The organism is Marinifilum sp. RC60d5 (genome assembly GCF_052400665.1).
GTDB lineage: Bacteria > Bacteroidota > Bacteroidia > Bacteroidales > Marinifilaceae > JBQTGK01.
Genome location: NZ_JBQTGK010000004.1, coordinates 113,257 through 133,002, shown reverse-complemented (window position 1 = coordinate 133,002; position 19,746 = coordinate 113,257). Strand labels below are relative to the sequence as shown.

Below are 19,746 nucleotides of genomic sequence, written 5' to 3'. Positions count from 1 at the left end.
TTGTCCATTTATGACATGTATCAACAAAAAAAGCTTCCGGTTAGGGAAGCTTTACTCTATATTTTAAGTCGGTTTATAATTTAATTTCCCGATTTACTGTCTGTTCTAAAGAGATTAGTGTTTCGGTTTTAGATACCCCGGGAATATTTTGCAATGTATTAATTAAAACATCCATTAAATGCTGATTATCTCTACAAAGCATTTTTACCAGAAAAGTATAATTTCCTGTTGTAAAATGACACTCCACAATTTCCTGTATTGCATCAATTTTATCAACCACCATCTTGTACTGATGTGCATGATCTAAAATAATTCCAACAAAAGCACAAACTTCGTAACCTAAAGCTCTGGGTTTAACTATAAAACGTGATCCATCAATAATTCCGGCATCTTCAAGTTTTTTTACTCTTTGATGAATCGCAGCTCCGGAGATTCCACATTCCCGGGCAATTTCAAGAAAAGGGATACGTGCATTTTTAATCAGATATGAGAGTATCTTGTGATCTACCTCATCAATTTGAATTTTCATGTTTTAATAAAATAATTAGAGTCCATCTTTAAAAATAACAAGACTTGTATTTCGAATCTATTTTGAGATTGCACTTAGAAAACAAAACCTGTTACAATTTATTACAATAAAAACAAAAATACTAATAATTTATAACCAGTTAAAAACTATTACAGTCAAATTTGAAATTTAGAATGATTAAATTCAAGCAGATAAGGTTACTTACTATTAATTAAATTATTTTCAAATGCTATAAAACAAAGCCAGCGCTTAAATAAAAAATTAAATTTGCATTTTCAATTGCAATAGTACATACATTTATTATCCTATCAGTAAATATTTAATTGGCATAAAATGAGAAAGTTAAAATCAGTAATGTTTGTGGGCACAGGCTCGGATGTTGGTAAAAGTATTGTAAACACTGGTTTTTGCCGAATTTTAAAACAAGATGGTTATTCTCCGGCACCGTATAAAGCACAAAATATGTCGCTAAATTCTTATGCCACACCCGAAGGTTTAGAGATAGGTAGAGCCCAGGCCGTGCAAGCCGAAGCATGCGGAATAAACTGCCATACCGATATGAACCCTGTACTTTTAAAACCTACCAACGATAAAAGCTCGCAAGTTGTTTTAAATGGTAAACCGGTAGGAACACAAAGTGCTGTTGAATATTTTACAGGAAATAACAAAAAAGCTTTATTTGAAGAAGCAAAAAATGCATTCTACCGATTAAACAAGCGATTTAATCCTATTGTTTTAGAAGGTGCTGGTAGTATTTCGGAATTAAATTTAAAATCGAGAGATATTACAAATATGCGAATGGCAACAGAGGTTGATGCTGTTACCTATTTAATTGCTGACATTGATAAAGGAGGGGTTTTTGCCAGTGTTTATGGAAGCATTGCCTTACTCGATGAGAAAGAAAAAAAGCAGATCAAAGGAATTCTGATAAATAAATTTCGGGGCGACATTCGATTATTCGAAGAAGGAAAAAAAATAATAGAGAAGCTTACAGGCAAACCTGTTATCGGGGTTTTACCATACTTTAGAGATATCCATATTGAAGAAGAAGATTCGGTGAGTCTTGAAAACAAACTTTCGGCCTCTGCAAGCGGAAAAATTAATTGTGCTGTTATTTTGCTTCCCCGCATGGCTAACTTTACCGACTTTAATGTATTGGAACACGATCCGCGTGTACACTTATATTATACCAATAATATCAAAGAAATCGAAAATGCTGATATTGTAATTATTCCAGGTAGTAAAAATACAATTTCGGATTTACAGGAAATTAAGAATAATGGCGTAGCAAGTGCAATTATTAATGCCAGCAAAAAAGGTAAAAAACTAATTGGTATTTGTGGTGGCTATCAGATGATGGGCGAAACAATTAGCGATCCTGACGAAATTGAAGGAAAAATTCCTAAAATAAGTGGATTAGGATTACTGCCCATTGATACAATAATCAGTCAGGAAAAATTAACTGAACAATGTAAATTTCAGTTTAAGAACTACTCCGAAGAATGTTCCGGATATGAAATTCACATGGGCCAAAGCTGTAGTAAAGGAGACAATAAATCATTAAATATTTTATCGAACGGAAAAGAAGATGGATATCTTTTAAATAATAATTGCTGGGGAAGTTACATACATGGAATTTTAGATAATGAGGTAGTAATTAATGATTTATTATCTGATTTTAATTCAGATACAAAGGATAGTTTTAATTATTCTGAGTTTAAAGAAAATCAGTACAACAAATTAGCTGAAGTTATTCGTAACAATGTAGATATGGAATTATTCTACAAACACTTATCTGAAGAATAAATTGAATGAGTAAGGAGAATCGATATATTATTACCGGAGGACCAGGATCTGGAAAATCGAGTTTATTAAATGCCTTAATTAAAGCAAACTACCAGGGTTTTGAAGAAATTTCGCGAATTGTAATTCGGGAACAACATAAACTTGGTGGCGATAAACTACCATGGAAAAACCTGCAGGCTTTTGCCGAAGTATGCTACGAGCGAATGGGGAAACAGTTGGAAAAATGTGAACCTGACACTCTTTGTTTTTACGACAGAGGATTACCTGATATTATTGCTTATATGCGGCGAGGTGCTTTACATATCGAAGAAAAATATTATGAAAAATGCAGCGAATATAATAATACTGTATTTATTGCCCCTCCATGGAAAGATATTTTTATAAACGATGCCGAAAGACCAGAATCCTTTAGCGATTCTTTAGAAATATATCAATTTTTAAAAGAAACCTATTTAGAATTGGGTTTTGAGATAATCGAATTACCAAAAGTAACTATTCCGGAGCGGGTTAAGTTTATTGAAGCTTATATAACAACCTGTAAAGATTGACTTATGGCCTGAATAACTGCCTTGGCAAGAATTTCGCCAAAAAGAACATGCTTTCCACAATATTTTACTTTTGGACCTTTTCCGCAGGCAATTGCAGCCGAATCGGTTCCTGTTCCCGTTGCTATGGTATCACTCACCCTGCTTTTTATATTTAAATCCTGCATACATGCTGCTTTTGCCTCGGCGAGTATCATTAAAGATTCAACCATTGCTGCTTTGGTTAGTTCTGCATTTGTAAGTAGTAAAATATTAATTGTTCCCAGCTTTTCGCACTCCTCATTCATGAACTGATAATCGGCAATATCTCCTGCTCGCCGCGCATTAGAAACACCTGCTGTAACCAAAGCTTCGATCCAAACTCCTTGTCGTTCAATTTTAACACTGCGAAACGATTTCATGTATGCAGCAGTCATCATACCTACACAATTCCCAGTCCAATTATTCTTTTTTGCAAGTTTATCCAGACTTATTTCAGGACTTTCAAAATCGGTTCTCTCTCCATTAAAATTAGCATCTACTTTTGCATTCAAAAAATGACAGGCATATTGAAAGCCTCCATTTAAAATTGCAGAACTCAGCATTTTAACAGGCTCTGCAAATTCAACATGAAAATAATCCTTAGTATGATCGAGCTTAAATTCCATTACCTATTCTTTTAAATCCTGACTAAATGCAAAGCTTACCGCCTGCTCATATTTTTTTATGCCCGATGCCTTTTTTACCGCCTTAAACACTTTTCTTTCCGTCTGGAAATGATAAGAAAAATATTCCCAAAATGGTTTCATTTTGTGTAAAATCTGAGTATCACCACTTAAGTAGGAAGAATAAAGTTCATACACATCATTGTGTACTTTTTCCAATATCGCTATTCGTTCTTTTTGAGAGGGAATTTCCAAACCTTTTATTTTGTGTGGCAACCAATAGTCTTTTAACACTCCTCTACCAATCATTACATGACTTAAGCTTGGAAATTTTTCCTTTAAATCGTTAAAATCTTCAATCGAATTTAAGTCTCCATTATAAGCTACAGGAATATTCGATTGAGTAAAAACATTGGCAAATGCGTCAATATTTGGAGCTCCTTTGTAAAGCTGCTTTCCAATTCTGGGATGAAGGATTATTTCTTTTACAGCAAACTCGTTTAATACTTTTAAAACAGGATATATTTCTTTTTCATCCTCTAAACCCAATCGCATTTTAATCGAAAGGTCAATTTTACTTTCATCTACACCAGTAAGAATCTCCCTTATTTTATCGGGATAAGGCAGCAAACCGGAACCTTTACTGCGCTTTGTAAGCATTGGAAATGGACAACCCAAATTCCAATTCATTTTCGCATAGCCCAAACTTGAGAAATAGTCTTCAAAAAACATAACTTCTTCGATCGAAGCACCTATAAATTGAGGTACTAACTTCTCAAATCTTTCCTTAAAAGGTTCAACTTCCCTTTTATGAGAAGTTCTTAAGTCCCCATCGTTTTGTAAAACAAGAAAAGGAGTATAGAATTCATCTACACCCCCTATATATTTTTGGTAAGCTTGCCTGAATACCCAATCGGTATATCCCTGAAGCGGAGCCAAAGAAATTTTCATCAATTCTATTTTATATTAAACTAACGGCCAAAACTCAAAACACTTAACAATTGCTTTCTTTGTCGGTAATAGCCCAAACCTTCGTCAGTGGCAATACTTTTTACAAATTCATCAATCATTGTATCATAAATGGTTCCGAACTTAAACCTTTCTGGAGGATACAATTCCGGATTGTGCATATCCTCTAAACGAGACAAATACATTCGACCTACCATTTCTTCGCTTAGATCGCTGCGATACATTCCCTGCTCAATTCCTTTTTGAATATTAATTTGAATCTTGTCAAAAATAAATTCCATTCTTTCTTCGAGATGCCTGGCATATATCTCTGGAAAAACTTCTTTAAGATCCATAGTTGCCGAAGGAGATACATCCATAAATTTATCATTAATCTCCTGACTTACAATAAAAAGAATATCTATTGCATTTTGTCCATCGAAATTGTATTCCAGAAAAATTTTCTCAAAACTTTTTCTCTCATATTCAAGAATTTTCTCCACCAACTCCTCTTTCGACTCTACAAACGCAAAAATATCCTGCTCTGTTATGCCGAAATCCTTTATCTTCTCAAATGAAAAATTTTTATATCCATTTTTAAAAAGATAAGCTCGCACTTTTTCTATAATATGTACAAATTCCTTATCCATATACTGCCTTCTAAATATTAACAATCAATTTTACCCCAAAACTTAAAGCTTCTAATATAGCCATAAAAATAAGGATTTTTAATGTGCTATTTCTAAAACATCTAATAAAATAAGTCATTTCTATTTCGCTACTTATAAAACACACAAAAAGAATAAAATAGCATATTCATTAATTTATCAAATTAACGATACAATAAATGAACATACAATTATTACCATTTCATTTACAAAAAAAGTTTGTTCATAAAAATTAAACATTATTTACAATATATTATGAAAACATGTAGTATATTTATTCCAGAATGGATACTTTTAATACATAGGGTGTTTAAAAGTTCTTTTTCATAAGTAAATTTAAGTAGTAGTTTTTGGGCGGCTAGTCACCGCCCATTTTTTATGTCTGTTAAAATTCACTTTATAATTTTATGGATTATATGCTATACTTCAAATTATACAGCTTCTAAATTTATTTCTTTAACAATTCTGTTTCAATTACTTTTTTCATTGCTTCAAATTCTTCAGGATTAAATAATCTTGTTAAAAAAATTATTTTCCCTTCTCTATCTATTATTACGTTTCGAGTCACTCCACTTTCTTTTTCGGCATATTTAGCAAAAATATTAGCGTCCTTATCTAATGCTATCGGATAAGTTATACCTGTTGCTTTAATTAGTATCTCGGCTTTTTCAATAGGTTCATCTCTATCTATACCAAATAATGCAAAGTCTTTATTTTTATGAATTTGCCAAATCTCTTTTTCTATATGTGGCATTTCTTTGCGACAAACTCCACACCAGCTAGCCGTAAACTGAATCATTACCACTTTTCCTCTTAAATCAGATAGTTTTATGGATTTCCCATCTGTCAATTTCAATTCAAAATCAGGAGCTTTTTCTCCTACTTTTACGATATAACCTCTCGAATCAATTTCTTTAGCACTTCCTTCAAATACAAATCCCATAATTAAAACTATTAACAATACTATTTTATTCATACAATTATTTTTTTTAATGTCTTCTCAATCTATAAACCTATATAAAATGAAGCTAAATTCAAACATTTATGAAAATGCTAATCAATACAATATTTATGACTTAAATCTTTAAAAAAAGCATATTACAATAAGCAAATAGACAAAACTTAAAACACAATCAATTATGGAGATACAAAATATATCTATCTATTATTGATATTGGTATTGTTTTAATTGATATGGTATTGTTTCATTTTTTTATAGAGAGTTTTCCTATCTATATTTAACAGCCTAGCAGCCTTACTTTTATTGTTGTCTGTCAACAAAAGAACTTTTCTAATATCCGCTTCTACATCCGTACAACTTGATTTGTTTTTTCCGAAACAACAATCGCTGTACAAATTTTCCGGCAATTCATTTAAAGTAATCCATCCTCTTTTAGCAAGAAGAACAGCCCGTTGAATAATATTTTTCATTTCCCGCAAATTCCCTGGCCAATGATAATTTTTAAAAACAAACTCAGCACTTTTATCAAAACCGAGTAGCGATTTTTCGAGGTATCGATTAGCTTCTAAAAGGAAAAAATCAGCATAAGCCATAATATCTTCTTTTCTATCGCGCAAAGGAGGAACAATAATTTGAAATTCATTTAACCTATGAAATAAATCACTCCGAAAAGTTCCTGATTTTTGAGACTCAAATAAATTTTCGTTTGTAGCTGCAATAATTCTAACATCAATAGAAATTTCTTCGCTACAACCTACAGGTTTTATTTTTCGTTCCTGCAAAGCTCTTAACAAATGTAATTGCGTTGAATATCTTAAGTTTCCAATTTCATCCAGAAACAATATACCATTATTCGCAGATTCAAAATATCCCTTTTTATCAGCGTCGGCACCGGTAAAGGCTCCTTTCTTATGTCCAAAAAACTCACTTGCCGAAAGATTATTCGAAACAGCTCCGCAATCTACAGCCACAAATGGGCCATTAGATCGATTACTGTTTTCATGTATCATTTTAGCAATTAGTTCTTTTCCGGTACCACTCTCTCCTATAATTAGAACTGATATAGAGGTAGGTGCAACTAAATTAATTTGCTTAAGTAGGTCGATTGATGCCTGCCCAGTTCCCTGAAAATAATTACTAATAACCGGCGTTATCTTATTCTCTTTTTTACTTAATAATGTTGTAATAATGGCATCTTTAACAATACCAAGTAGCTCATCGGGACAAATTGGTTTGGATATAAAATTATGAGCTCCTAATTTTATAGACTGTATTGCAGAGGTAATTTTCGGATATGCAGTCATTAATATGACTGGTGTATCGGGTATTTCGTTCCTAACATATTTAATAAGTTCCATTCCACTCCCATCCGGAAAACGAAGGTCTGTAAGTATCAAACTAAAAAAACAGGACTCCACAACTTTTTTTGCTTCGAAAATAGAAGATACGGTTGTAACTTTATATCTATTTTTTTCAAACAATGCCTTTAACATCAAACATAAGCTTACATCATCATCAACAATAAGAATAGTTTTCATACCATATTAGTATTCATACGTAAAACATACTTTCCAAACAAAACTAAACATACAAATACCCTCTATTGAAAATGCAAATTAGCAGGTCCAACAGAGGATATAAAATGTATATTTAGAGACAATTAAAATTTGATAACAACAATTAAACTAAGCACTCATTTCTTCATATTTTAGGAACTTACCTGTTGCTGTAAAGAAAACAAGTAAATTTTTTTCTTTACCACTTAATAATACTTTGTAAGATCCGTCGCTTCCCAAATAAGCTTTGGACAGCTCATAACCAGCATACAATTTTTCGATGGCAGCACTTACCTCCTCTGGAAGGGCATCTGTTTTTACTTCTTCGTAACTTACTTCTTCTTGAACTGAACTAAAATCTGAATTTACTTTTTCAGCACAAACAGTAGCAGGTATACTTATTCCAAACAATGCAACAACGGCAAACACTATTAATCCTTTTTTCATAACAATTAATTTTTTATTAAAATTTAAATACATAATAATGACCTCTAAAAGGAAATATCTATGCCAAAAAAGGAAAATAGCCGAACAAATAAACCCAAACAACTACATAACAACATGTTAAGTATTAATATCAAATAATAATTAAAAAACAAAGAGTAATTTATTAGTGTGGAGTTCACAATTATGTGTAGAAAAAATCCACATTAGCAGAAAGTAAAAAACAAAAAGCCTTAAAAAACAAAAACAAGTAAGCATTTGTAAATAAAACAAACACACCTCAATACAAAGCACTTATATTCGGCAATATAAGACACACACAAAAAGACATAACGCTTTCTATTTTAGAAAAAACATTAATATTAAGACAAATTTTTTCTAAAAGAATTTAAAACATATTGATGTTAAACAGATAACAACAAATTTAAGAGACAATTTTTAATAAATAAAGGAGGAATTAGGTGTCGGATTAGCAGTCTGGAAGAAAACTCTATGTCACATTATTACTTTTGATCTGCATTTTTTAAGCAAGTAGAAAAATAAGCTCGATAAATCAATATACAACTAAACAATAAAGCTAAAATAGCCATAGTAAATAATTGTCCATGATCAGTAAACCCATTATACTCTATAACAATACCCAAAGAAGTAAAAAGATGCATACAAGTAGCTCCAAGCATTAAAACAAACGTAGCTACAGAAGCATATTTCCAATAATTAGGAAGAAAAAATAATATACCAACAATTAACTCGACAATGCCTATTCCATATCGGCCCCACGCTTCTATACCTATTGTTTTAAAAATATAAATTGCCTCGGGATGACCAGAAAATTTAAAATGTAATGTTTGTATTAGAATAACTGCAGTTATAATTCTTAACAACATTTCCAGCGTTCTGTATCTTTTTTTCTCGCTCATTTTATCGATATTACTATTATTCAACTAATCTACAAAAAGAATTATTTAGTGCAATATTTAATATTATTAAATACAATTCATATATAAACAGAAAACTTAAAGCATTATGGCACTTAACATTAATTTGACAATTATTACTTACATTTGAGAAAAACAAGAATATAATGAAATATACAATACTTTATTTTTTCGCAATTATTTTACTGTTTTCAGCCTGTAATCTATCGAAAGATAATAAGCAAGAAAGAAAAACAGTAATTTCTACCCAAAGAATGGTAAGTTACATTAAAGAACTGGCTTCTGATGAATATCAGGGAAGAAAACCATTTTCGGAAGGTGAAACAAAAACAATAAACTATATTTCGAATATTTACAAAGAAATTGGATTAAAACCTGCTGTTGGAAATAGTTATTTTCAGGAAGTTCCTTTGGTTGAAGTTAGCTTAAAAGCTCCTAAATATTTAAAATTAGAATCTTTAAATAAAATACAAAATTTAAAGTATGCTCGCGATTTTGTAGTTTTTTCAAGAAGACTTAAAGATACCATTAAACTAAATAAATCAGAACTGGTTTTTGCCGGATATGGCATTGTTGCCCCTGAATACAATTGGAACGACTACAAAAATCTTGATGTTAAAGGTAAAACTGTTATTGTAATGGTTAATGATCCTGGATTTGGATCGACAGACAAATCATTCTTTAAAGGAAATGAGATGACTTATTATGGACGGTGGACCTATAAATATGAGGAAGCTGCCCGACAAGGAGCTGCAGGCCTATTAATTATTCACCAAACTAAACCTGCCGGATACCCCTGGTCGGTTGTGCTTAATTCGGCATCGGTTCCTAAATTATATCAGCAAGCTGCAGATAATTATCGCTCCCGATGTAAAATAGAAGGATGGATAAGCTGGGAAACTGCACAATCCATTTTTGCTGATTCTGGTAAAAAGCTAATAAACGAATTACAGGAAGCATCGAAAGCGAATTTTAAAGGTTATTCTCTTCACAAAAAGGCAAGTATCAGCTTTCAAAATACGATACGGTTCGACAAAACACACAATGTTATTGGCGTACTTCCGGGTAGCGATTTAGCTAATGAATATATTTTCTACTCTGCACATTGGGATCATTTAGGCATAGGTCCTAAAATTAATGGAGACTCGATATATAATGGTGCTGTGGACAATGGAACTTCTCTTGCCTGGATGTTCGAAATTGCTCGTGCCTTTAAGTCTATGCCAACTAAACCAAGCCGATCTATTGTGTTTCTTGCGCCATCAGCCGAAGAGTCTGGATTAATTGGTTCTGGATATTATGTTGATAACCCTATTTTTCCCCTTAATAAAACCATTGCCAATATCAACAACGATTTAATGTTACCCTATGGCAAAATGAAAGACGTAATGATAACCGGATACGGTCAATCGGAACTTGAAGATTATGTTGAGAAAGCAGCTAAAAAACAGGGAAGATATATTTTACCCGATCCAAACCCGCAATCGGGGATGTATTTCAGATCCGATCATTTTAGTTTTGCACGCGTAGGAGTTCCCGCATTATTTGCCAGAGGAAATAACGACCATGCCGAAAAAGGAAAAGAATATATGTCGAAAAAAGAAGAAGAATGGCTGGCTAACAATTACCATAAACCTGCCGACCAATATGAAGAGTGGTGGAACTTAGATGGCATTGCAGAAGATGCAGAATTACTTTTTAATGTTGGATGGGAACTGGCAAATCAGAAAAATTATCCGAAATGGAAAGATGGATCAGAATTTAAGACAAAAAGAGAAATCAGCCTGTCTGCTCAATAAATTTTAAAACAAATAATTCTGTTTACTAGCTTTTTATTATAGACAAACATATTTTTGTGAACAATTTAAAAATCAGTACTTTTAAAAGTAAAAACACCCTTTGTAAAATTAAGTTACATCCCTATGTCTGGAAATAATTCCAATAAAATATCTGATCTGTTATCCGAAATAAAAGAACTAAAATCTGAAATTTATCAGTTGAAATGCAATAATGCAGGACAAGATAAGTTCAGCTATGTATTTAAAACTGCAAAAATGGTTCAGCTCGATTGGGATTTTAAACAAAACAAACTTGTTTGGTCAGAAAATGCAGAAGAAACAATAGGTTTAGAACCTGGAGAGTTCGGAAATACAAAGGAAAGTTTTATTCAATGTATTCATCCCGAAGATGCTCCGGGTTTTATGAATTACTTATCTGAAAAATTTAGTAAACAATCGAATCAATGTCGCTCAGAATTCAGATTATACGGACGTAGTGGAAAAGTTATCTGGATTAATGGAAATGGAAAAATCAGCTATGATAAAAATGGTGAACCTACAAAATTGCTTGCCTTACTACTGGATATCAGCGGACACAAAAAAACCGAAGAAGACCTAAAAGAGCAGAAAGAATTTTTATCTCTGCTCCTAGATCACATGCCAAACCAGATTTTTTGGAAGGATAAAAATTTAATTTATCAAGGTTGCAATAACAAATTTGCAGATTCGATTGGATTAGAAAATCCTGAATTAATAGAAGGCCTAAATGATTATGATTTTAATAGAAATCACAAACACAATGAAGCCTATATATCTCAGGATAGAACTGTTTTAAAAACCGGGCAAGCACTTTTAAATTATACAGAACCATATCATACCCCAAACAATGAAGAAAGATGGCTTACCACAAGTAAAATTCCAATATTAAAAAATAATGAACTATTTGGCATACTAGGCATTGGAACCGATATTACCAGACAAAAACAAATTGAAGAAGAACAAAACATAAATAACATTCGATATGAGTCGATGTTTAATAACTCCCCTATTCCATTATGGGAAGAAGATTTTATAGAACTTTATGAGTATCTCGAATCGATTAAAAAGAAAGGAGTAAGCGATTTTAGAGCCTTTTTAAATGAAAACCCTAAAGCTTTACTTGAATGCTCATCAAAGGTAAAAGTTACCGATGTTAACCGAGCAACTCTTCGACTACATAAAGCCAAAACCAAAGAAGAATTAATAGGAAACTTAGATAAAATATTCACCCCAAAATCTTTTGAGGTATTTAAAGAAGAAGTTATTGCCATAGCAGAAGGTCAAAAAGAATTTGAAACCGAAGCTGAAATTAAAACTCTGGATGGAAACCCCAGGAAAATTTCACTCAAATTATTTATAGATAGAAAACGTTCAAATTCGGCAAGAGCAATTTTAGCAACCATTGATATTACAGAAAAAATAGCTGCTGAAAATGCCTTAAAAGAAAGCGAGACTAAATTCAGATCTTCATTTGAAGCTTCAGATGTAGGAATGCTTATTGTTAGTCCCGATGGAAAAATAAAATCTGCAAATAATGCAGCATGCAAAATATTTGAGACTAATATAGAAACTCTTACTTCCAATAGTTTTCTTAACATCACTCATCCTGATGAGATTGAAAAAAGTCAATCGCTATATAAAAAAGCTCAAACATTAAAAAAGCCTTTTACCATTGAAAAAAAATATCTTACTGCAAAAGGTAATTTAAAATGGGGCTTAACCACAGCAAGTCCTGTTTTAAACGATGAAGGAGTTGCCATATATTCTATTGCTCACATACAAGATATTACAATACGCAAAAATGCCGAAGAGGAAGTAATTAAAAGCCGAAATGAATACGAAGCTTTAGCTGAAGAATATAAAGCACAAAATGAAGAACTAATATCGGCAATCGAGATAGCAGAAAAAAGTGATAAATTAAAATCTGAATTTTTGCAAAACTTATCACACGAAATTAGGACTCCTATGAATGCTATCTTAGGATTTTCTAATTTTCTTGATTTAGACTCTATTTCCATTTCTAAACGCAAACAATACGTAAACATAATTAAAAATAGTGGAAATCAACTTCTTCGTATTATTGATGATATTTTAGAAATTTCTGCTCTGGAAACCAATCATGTACAAGTAATAAATTCAAAATTTAATTTAAACATTCTACTCACCGAGTTATTCACTATTTTCGAATCTCAGGCAAAAAATCAAAATTTAGCTTTATACCTAAACAAAGGTCTTAGAGACCATGAATGTACAATACTATCAGACGAAAGTAAGCTAAGGAAAATTATGATTAACTTAATTGAAAATGCCTTAAAATATACTTATGAAGGATATGTTGAAATTGGTTATCAAACCATAGAAAACAGTCTTATTTTATACGTTAGAGACTCGGGAGTTGGTATTTCGGAAAGCAGACAAGAGCATATTTTCGAGCGATTTTCCCAGGCTCAGGATGAATTAAGCAAAAAATCGGGAGGTTTAGGCCTTGGTTTATCTATTGTTAAAGAAAATGTTAAACTACTTGGCGGATCAATCGAGCTATCGTCAAAAATCAAAGTAGGAAGTAATTTTACAATAAACATTCCAAATTGTATCTGTTCTACAAGTTCTTCTACTCAAAATTTAGAGGTAAATAAAAAGTACGAGGTTTTAATTGCCGAAGATGAAGAGATTAACTTCTTATATTTAGAATCACTAATGGAACAAATAGCTCCATCGTGCAGAATTACTCATGCAAAAGATGGGCTCGAAGCTCTCGAAATGTGTATAGATAATAATTACGATTTGGTTTTTATGGATATTAAAATGCCAAAAATGAATGGCTACGAAGCAACAACAGAGATAAAAAAACGCAAGCCAAAATTAAATATTGTAGCCCAAACAGCCTATTCAACGCAAGAGGATCAAATGAAAGCTAAGCTAGCTGGATGTAATGATTTTATGTCGAAACCAATAAGTCTTAAAAAAATTCAAAAGATACTGAATGAATTTCTGATCTAGAAAAAAATATCCACAATACCTGAACCAGATATTGTGGACATATTTTTTACTAATGAAAAGTAAAACCTTTTAAAGAGGCCAAACCGCCCAATGAAGTTTCTTTATAGGAACAAGATAAATCTAAACCTGTTTTCATCATGGTTTCAGTTACCTGATCGAAACTAATTCGATGTCTCCCATCAGATAATAATGCATAGGTATTATGATTTAAAGCTCGTGCGGCTGCGAAAACATTTCGTTCGATACAGGGAATTTGAACTAATCCTAAAACCGGATCGCAAGTCAATCCCAAATGATGTTCCAATCCCATTTCTGCAGAATATTCAACTTGATAATTTGTTCCTCCATGAAGCTGTGTCGCTGCTCCCGAAGCCATTGCGCAAGCAACACCAACTTCTCCCTGACATCCTACTTCAGCACCTGAAATAGAAGCATTAAATTTTACCAAATTCCCAATTAATCCAGCGGTAGCTAAAGCCTTTAAAATATCTTTCTTTTTAAATTTATAGAATTTCTTGTGATAATATAAAATGGCCGGCAAAACACCACAAGCACCACAGGTAGGAGCTGTTACAATAGTTCCACCAGCAGCATTTTCTTCCGATACTGCAAGTGCATAAGAGTATAGCATTGACCGTTTTTGCATTGGCCCGCTATACGTCATGGCTTTTAAATTATACAAATGTGATTTTCGCTGTAACTGCAAACCTCCGGGCAATTCTCCTTCTCTATTCATTCCTCGCTTTATGGCATTTTTCATGGCAGACCACACCTCTTCCATAAAATCCCATATCCCTTCACCTTCTTTTAATTCAACATATTCCCACAACTGCTTATCGTTTAATTTACACCAATTTAAAATGGTATCCATTGTTGTTAAATCGTAAATATCATTCGAGGCTAATTCTGTAGTATCGTCAACAATAGCACCACCGCCAACACTATACGCTGTCCATTCTTCTATAAGGTCACCAGAATCCGAAAAAGATCTAAATTTCATAGCATTAGGATGCCTCTTTAAAAAAATTTTAGGCTCCCATATCAATTCCAGTCCTCGATTTTTAAACACCTCTTCAATAGCTACTCCAGTAAGGTGACCTTTCCCCGTTGCTGCCAAACTTCCGTAAAGAGTTACTTCAAATTTAATAGCATTACCATTTCTCAAAAGAAATTCCTCCGCAGCCTTTCTGGGCCCCATAGTATGACTACTTGAAGGACCACATCCAATTCTATAAAGTTCTTTTATTGATTCCATCTCAATTAATTGTATTTGTTGTGTTGCTGCGGCAAATTTAAGAAAAGGTAAGTAAGCCGTACTTATTTTGAACCAAAATTCTAAAAGATATACTATCTTGTGCATTATTTTATTGACCCTAAGTACTTAAATGAGTAAAAGAATTACAATTAAAGAGATCGCCAAAAAGGCAAATGTATCCATAGGAACAGTAGATAGAGTAATCCACAACAGAAGCGGGGTATCTGAATCAACAAAAAAAAAGATTCAAAAAATTATGAAAGAAGGTAATTATTCTTCAAATTTAATTGCCCGACAACTAAAACTAAACAAAACCTATACTATTGCCATATTATTACCAAGAATAAACGACTATTGGAATAATATAAAATCAGGCATTGATGATGGCTGCCTAGAATATGAATCATTAGGATTTAAAACCTCCTATTTTTTCTTTGATAATACCAATGTTAATTCTCTTGAATCAGCAATTCAACAAGCCTACAAAATAAAGCCTGAAGGAATAATTTTGGCTCCAACAATTCTAGATCGCTCACCCAAAGCAATCGCAACTTTAATCGAAAATAATACACCTTTTGTATTTATTGATTCTAATATAAATTCCTCACAGAAACTCTCTTTTATAGGGCAAGATGCATTCCAAAGCGGTAAACTTGCAGCTAGTCTTCTTGTGGATCATAATTCTGATTCTTACGAAATTTGTATCGTTACTTTTAACAAAAAAGACTTGCTAGACAAAACCAACTCAGAGCGCATTTTAGGTTTTAAAGACTATTTTAAAAATCAAACACCAATTATTCACGATATTGATATTAGTGAATTAGAAAAAGTAAAAAATAGAATTATCAAGCAAAATAAAACGATTCATATTTTTGTACCCAACTCTAAAACAGATCAACTTCCCCAATCCATTTTTAATTTAAAAGAACAAAATAAATTAAAACTGGTAGGTTACGATTTAACAAACACAAATAAAGAACTACTACAAACTGAAAAAATAGACTATCTGATTTATCAAAAACCAAAACTACAAGGTTATTTAAGCATTCAATGCCTATACAAGCATTTAATTTTAAATATGGATATCCCCAAAAATCAGTTTATTTCTTTAGATATTATCACCAAAGAAAATATAATGTATTGTCAATAAATAACACTTATTAATAAATAAAACCTTTGCTAAATCATGACATAGGACTAAACAAAATAATCATGATTAACAGTCAATTACAAAAACAGAAAAATTTTTATTAGTTCGAAAAACTTGCATAAAATTAAAAGCTAAACTATCTTCGTGCACAATAACGTTAACGTACACGTTTACATTTTCAATCCATAAAATAAAAATATAATTATGCAACTTAACAGAACAACAGTACCTAATACTAAAATTTATCCGGAACGAATTTTACAGTTTGGAGAAGGAAACTTTCTTCGTGCATTTGTTGAATGGATGATCAACAAAATGAACAAAGAAGCTGATTTTAATACCGGTGTAGTAATTGCACAACCAATTGCCAATGGCTTGGCCGATCTTTTAAATTCACAGGATGGTTTGTACCACGTACAACTAGCGGGAATGAAAGACGGTCAACCTATTAAACAAAACGAATTGATAGATTGTGTTACACGTGCAATTAACCCTTATACTGAATATGATAAATACCTAGAGGTAATCGACAATCCGGAATTACGTTTTGTGGTTTCCAATACAACCGAAGCAGGTATAAGTTGGGACGAAAGTGATCAATTAGATCAGTCTCCACAAAACTCTTTTCCTGGAAAAATGACATCATTACTATATCGTCGTTTCAAAACATTTAATGGAGATACTGCCAAGGGACTTATTATTATCTGTTGTGAGTTAATCGATAGAAATGCAGATTTCCTTCAAAAATACGTGAAGCAACACGCCAGTAAGTGGAAGCTTGAACCGGAATTTATCGCTTGGCTGGACGAAGCATGTGCTTTTTGCAACACACTGGTTGATAGAATTGTTCCAGGTTTCCCTAAAGATGATATTGCCGAAGTTCATAAAGAATTAGGTTACAATGATCAGCTGGTAACTGTTGGAGAATATTTTCATCTTTGGGTAATTGAAGCTCCTGAATGGGTTAAAAATGAATTTCCTGCCGACAAAGCAGGTCTTGAAGTAAAATTCGTTGAAGACATGACCAATTTTAGAGAACAAAAAGTTAGAATATTAAACGGAGCACACACAGGAACTTTTGCTGTTGCCTTATTATATGGAGTAGAAACTGTTCGTGAAACCATCGAACACGATGTATTAGGTGAATTCATGAATACTATGATTTCCAAAGAAGTTTTAGCAACCATTAATGGCGAAGAAGAATACTTAAACAATTTTGCTAAAAAAATACTGGAACGTTTCTACAATCCATATGTACGTCACGAATGGAAAAGCATTGCTTTAAATTCTATGTCGAAATGGAAAACAAGAAACCTTTGCTCTTTAATTGATTATGCAAAAATCAAACACGAAGTTCCTTCTCACCTTTCCTTCTCTTTGGCTGCTCTTATTGCATATTACCGTGGAGAATATCAGGGAAAAGAAATCAAACTACAAGATGATCAGATTCATATCGATTTCATGAAAAATGCCTGGAATGGATTCGAATTAAGCGAAGAAAACACTAAAAATGTTGTAAAAACAGTATTGGCATACTCAAGTCTTTGGGAATCGGATTTAAACCAAATTGCTAATTTAACAGATACGGTTAGCAAACAACTATACGCTATTCTTAACAATGGCATTAAAGAAGCAATTAAAACACTTTCGTAACCATGGAAAAGTTTTTTAAAATACACGAGAATGATAACGTTGTTGTTGCTATTTCAGCTATCAACAAGGGAGAATCCATTAATATTGATGGACAAACTATCCTTATTGCCGATGACATTCAAGCGGGTCATAAAATTGCAATTCAAAATATTATGTCTGGAGAAGATGTAATAAAATATGGAAATCCCATTGGATATGCTTTATCGGATATAAAAATTGGTGATCATGTACATGTTCAGAATGTAAAAACCAAATTATCGGATTGCATGGAGTATGAATATCATCCAAAAATTAAAGAATTGGAAATAGCTACTTCCAATAAAACCTTTAAAGGATACAAAAGGAAAAATGGTGAAGCAGGTATTCGCAACGAGTTATGGATCATTCCAACAGTTGGATGTGTGAACGGACAAGCAAATTCTATTGTTAAGCTATTTAAAAAGCAAAATAAAGAAGAAATTGATAACATACATGTATTTGGACACAACTACGGATGTTCACAATTAGGCGATGACCACAAGAATACAAGAACTGTACTGGGAAATATGATAAAACACCCAAATGCAGGTGGTGTTTTAGTTCTTGGTTTAGGATGCGAAAACAACCAAATCAGCCAGCTTAGAGAATCTCTTGGCGAATTTGATGAAAGTCGTGTACGATTCCTAAACAGCCAGGATGTTGAAGACGAAATTGAAGAAGGGATTAAACTCGTTGACGAACTTTATACCCAAATGCAGTCTGACAAAAGAGTTGATTGCCCAATTTCAGATTTAAAAATTGGTTTAAAATGTGGTGGATCAGATGGATTTAGTGGTATTACTGCCAATCCTCTTTTAGGAGTATTCTCGGATCTGTTAATTGCTAATGGAGGAAGTACTGTTCTTACCGAAGTACCCGAAATGTTTGGAGCTGAACATATTTTAATGGAAAGAGCCGAAAATCGAGAAGTATTTGATAAAACAGTTTCACTTATCAACGATTTTAAGGAGTACTTTATTAAGCACAATCAACCAATATACGAGAATCCATCGCCAGGAAATAAAGCTGGTGGAATAACTACATTAGAAGACAAATCGCTTGGCTGTACTCAAAAAGGAGGCTCAGCAAAAATAGTTGATGTTCTAAAATATGGTGAAGTCATTCAGAAAAATGGCTTAAACTTATTGTCATCGCCAGGTAACGATTTGGTTGCTGCTTCAGCCCTTGGTTTTTCTGGTTGTCAAATGGTGCTATTTACAACGGGAAGAGGAACTCCATTTGGAAGTTTTGTTCCAACCATGAAAGTATCTACCAATAGTAATTTAGCGAAGAAAAAACCTCACTGGATCGATTTTAACGCAGGCACATTACTTGAAGATGGAAATATAGACGCTTTAGCAGAAAAGTTCTTAAACTACATAATTGAAGTAGCAAGCGGTGAAGAGTTAAATCACGAAAAAACAGGATTTAGAGAAATTGCAATCTTTAAAACCGGAGTAACCTTATAATAAAAGGTCTTTGACATGAAAAAGGAAGCAGAAATGCTTCCTTTTTTTGTGCCTCGTTTTTTACAATAATTATAAGCATAAAAAAAGAGAATCCGTTACTAGATTCTCTTTCTGTCGGGGTGGCAGGATTCGAACCTGCGACCTCCTCGTCCCAAACGAGGCGCGATAACCGGGCTACGCTACACCCCGAAATGTTAATTCCGGTACTCTATGTTAGATAAAAAAAGAGAAGTTTTTAAACTCCTCTGAAAATTTTCGTCGGGGTGGCAGGATTCGAACCTGCGACCTCCTCGTCCCAAACGAGGCGCGATAACCGGGCTACGCTACACCCCGAAATGTGCGGAG

The 19,746-nt window shown here is 32.8% G+C and carries 16 protein-coding genes and 2 tRNA genes; 7 read left to right on the top strand and 11 right to left on the bottom strand.

Features of this window, described 5'->3' with window-relative positions; translation table 11 throughout:
* Window positions 1–73 precede the first annotated feature (73 nt).
* Window positions 74–529, bottom strand: coding sequence for an Lrp/AsnC ligand binding domain-containing protein (locus ACT3CE_RS10790; protein WP_320117111.1), 456 nt, complete (start codon window positions 527–529; stop codon window positions 74–76).
* 333 nt (window positions 530–862) lie between these two features.
* Here ACT3CE_RS10790 and ACT3CE_RS10785 point away from each other — a divergent pair, with 333 nt between their 5' ends.
* Both ACT3CE_RS10785 and ACT3CE_RS10780 read left to right on the top strand, forming a co-directional pair.
* Window positions 863–2,335, top strand: coding sequence for a cobyric acid synthase (locus tag ACT3CE_RS10785; RefSeq protein WP_444709785.1), 1,473 nt, complete (start codon window positions 863–865; stop codon window positions 2,333–2,335).
* Window positions 2,336–2,340: 5 nt separating this feature from the next.
* Window positions 2,341–2,883 carry an AAA family ATPase gene (locus ACT3CE_RS10780; RefSeq protein WP_444709784.1) on the top strand — a complete coding sequence of 181 codons (543 nt, stop codon included), beginning with the start codon at window positions 2,341–2,343 and terminating at the stop codon, window positions 2,881–2,883.
* Here ACT3CE_RS10780 and ACT3CE_RS10775 read toward each other — a convergent pair.
* The 7 genes from ACT3CE_RS10775 to ACT3CE_RS10745 all read right to left on the bottom strand — a co-directional run bounded on the left by ACT3CE_RS10775 (window position 2,859) and on the right by ACT3CE_RS10745 (window position 9,021).
* On the bottom strand, window positions 2,859–3,527 hold the full coding sequence (locus ACT3CE_RS10775; RefSeq protein WP_444709783.1) for an adenosylcobinamide amidohydrolase: 669 nt from the start codon (window positions 3,525–3,527) through the stop codon (window positions 2,859–2,861). The genes ACT3CE_RS10780 and ACT3CE_RS10775 overlap by 25 nt on opposite strands.
* Before the next feature lie 3 nt (window positions 3,528–3,530).
* Window positions 3,531–4,475: a tRNA-dihydrouridine synthase gene (locus ACT3CE_RS10770; RefSeq protein WP_444709782.1), complete on the bottom strand. Its 945-nt coding sequence runs from the start codon at window positions 4,473–4,475 to the stop codon at window positions 3,531–3,533.
* A gap of 20 nt (window positions 4,476–4,495) precedes the next feature.
* Complete coding sequence (locus ACT3CE_RS10765; RefSeq protein WP_444709781.1) at window positions 4,496–5,122, bottom strand: TetR/AcrR family transcriptional regulator; 627 nt, start codon at window positions 5,120–5,122, stop codon at window positions 4,496–4,498.
* 466 nt (window positions 5,123–5,588) lie between these two features.
* On the bottom strand, window positions 5,589–6,116 hold the full coding sequence (locus ACT3CE_RS10760) for a TlpA family protein disulfide reductase (protein ID WP_444709780.1): 528 nt from the start codon (window positions 6,114–6,116) through the stop codon (window positions 5,589–5,591).
* Window positions 6,117–6,325: 209 nt separating this feature from the next.
* Window positions 6,326–7,639 (bottom strand): sigma-54-dependent transcriptional regulator, encoded by a 1,314-nt coding sequence (locus tag ACT3CE_RS10755; RefSeq protein ID WP_444709779.1) that lies wholly within the window; start codon window positions 7,637–7,639, stop codon window positions 6,326–6,328.
* A 147-nt stretch (window positions 7,640–7,786) separates the two neighbouring features.
* Complete coding sequence (locus tag ACT3CE_RS10750; RefSeq protein WP_444709778.1) at window positions 7,787–8,104, bottom strand: hypothetical protein; 318 nt, start codon at window positions 8,102–8,104, stop codon at window positions 7,787–7,789.
* Between the two features lie 500 nt (window positions 8,105–8,604).
* Window positions 8,605–9,021 (bottom strand): DoxX family membrane protein, encoded by a 417-nt coding sequence (locus ACT3CE_RS10745; protein ID WP_444709777.1) that lies wholly within the window; start codon window positions 9,019–9,021, stop codon window positions 8,605–8,607.
* Between the two features lie 164 nt (window positions 9,022–9,185).
* On the opposite strand from ACT3CE_RS10745, the gene ACT3CE_RS10740 reads away from it, so the two are divergent.
* Entirely contained in the window at window positions 9,186–10,838 is a 1,653-nt protein-coding gene (locus tag ACT3CE_RS10740; RefSeq protein ID WP_444709776.1) for a M28 family metallopeptidase, read from the top strand.
* A gap of 123 nt (window positions 10,839–10,961) precedes the next feature.
* Window positions 10,962–13,856, top strand: a complete 2,895-nt coding sequence (locus tag ACT3CE_RS10735; protein WP_444709775.1) for a PAS domain-containing hybrid sensor histidine kinase/response regulator — start codon at window positions 10,962–10,964, stop codon at window positions 13,854–13,856.
* Between the two features lie 49 nt (window positions 13,857–13,905).
* Here ACT3CE_RS10735 and ACT3CE_RS10730 read toward each other — a convergent pair whose 3' ends face one another.
* Window positions 13,906–15,216, bottom strand: coding sequence for an L-serine ammonia-lyase (locus ACT3CE_RS10730; protein ID WP_444709774.1), 1,311 nt, complete (start codon window positions 15,214–15,216; stop codon window positions 13,906–13,908).
* A gap of 25 nt (window positions 15,217–15,241) precedes the next feature.
* Between ACT3CE_RS10730 and ACT3CE_RS10725 the strand changes: the two genes are divergently transcribed.
* The 3 genes from ACT3CE_RS10725 (at window position 15,242) to ACT3CE_RS10715 (ending at window position 19,401) form a co-directional block, all read left to right on the top strand.
* Window positions 15,242–16,261: a substrate-binding domain-containing protein gene (locus tag ACT3CE_RS10725; RefSeq protein WP_444709773.1), complete on the top strand. Its 1,020-nt coding sequence runs from the start codon at window positions 15,242–15,244 to the stop codon at window positions 16,259–16,261.
* Between the two features lie 204 nt (window positions 16,262–16,465).
* Complete coding sequence (locus ACT3CE_RS10720; RefSeq protein ID WP_444709772.1) at window positions 16,466–17,914, top strand: tagaturonate reductase; 1,449 nt, start codon at window positions 16,466–16,468, stop codon at window positions 17,912–17,914.
* 2 nt (window positions 17,915–17,916) lie between these two features.
* A complete protein-coding gene (locus ACT3CE_RS10715) occupies window positions 17,917–19,401 on the top strand; it encodes a UxaA family hydrolase (protein WP_444709771.1) in 1,485 nt (494 codons plus the stop codon).
* 114 nt (window positions 19,402–19,515) lie between these two features.
* Here ACT3CE_RS10715 and ACT3CE_RS10710 read toward each other — a convergent pair.
* Both ACT3CE_RS10710 and ACT3CE_RS10705 read right to left on the bottom strand, forming a co-directional pair.
* Window positions 19,516–19,590: transfer RNA gene (locus ACT3CE_RS10710), tRNA-Pro, on the bottom strand.
* 69 nt (window positions 19,591–19,659) lie between these two features.
* A tRNA-Pro gene (locus ACT3CE_RS10705) sits at window positions 19,660–19,734 on the bottom strand.
* Between the last annotated feature and the right edge of the window lie 12 nt (window positions 19,735–19,746).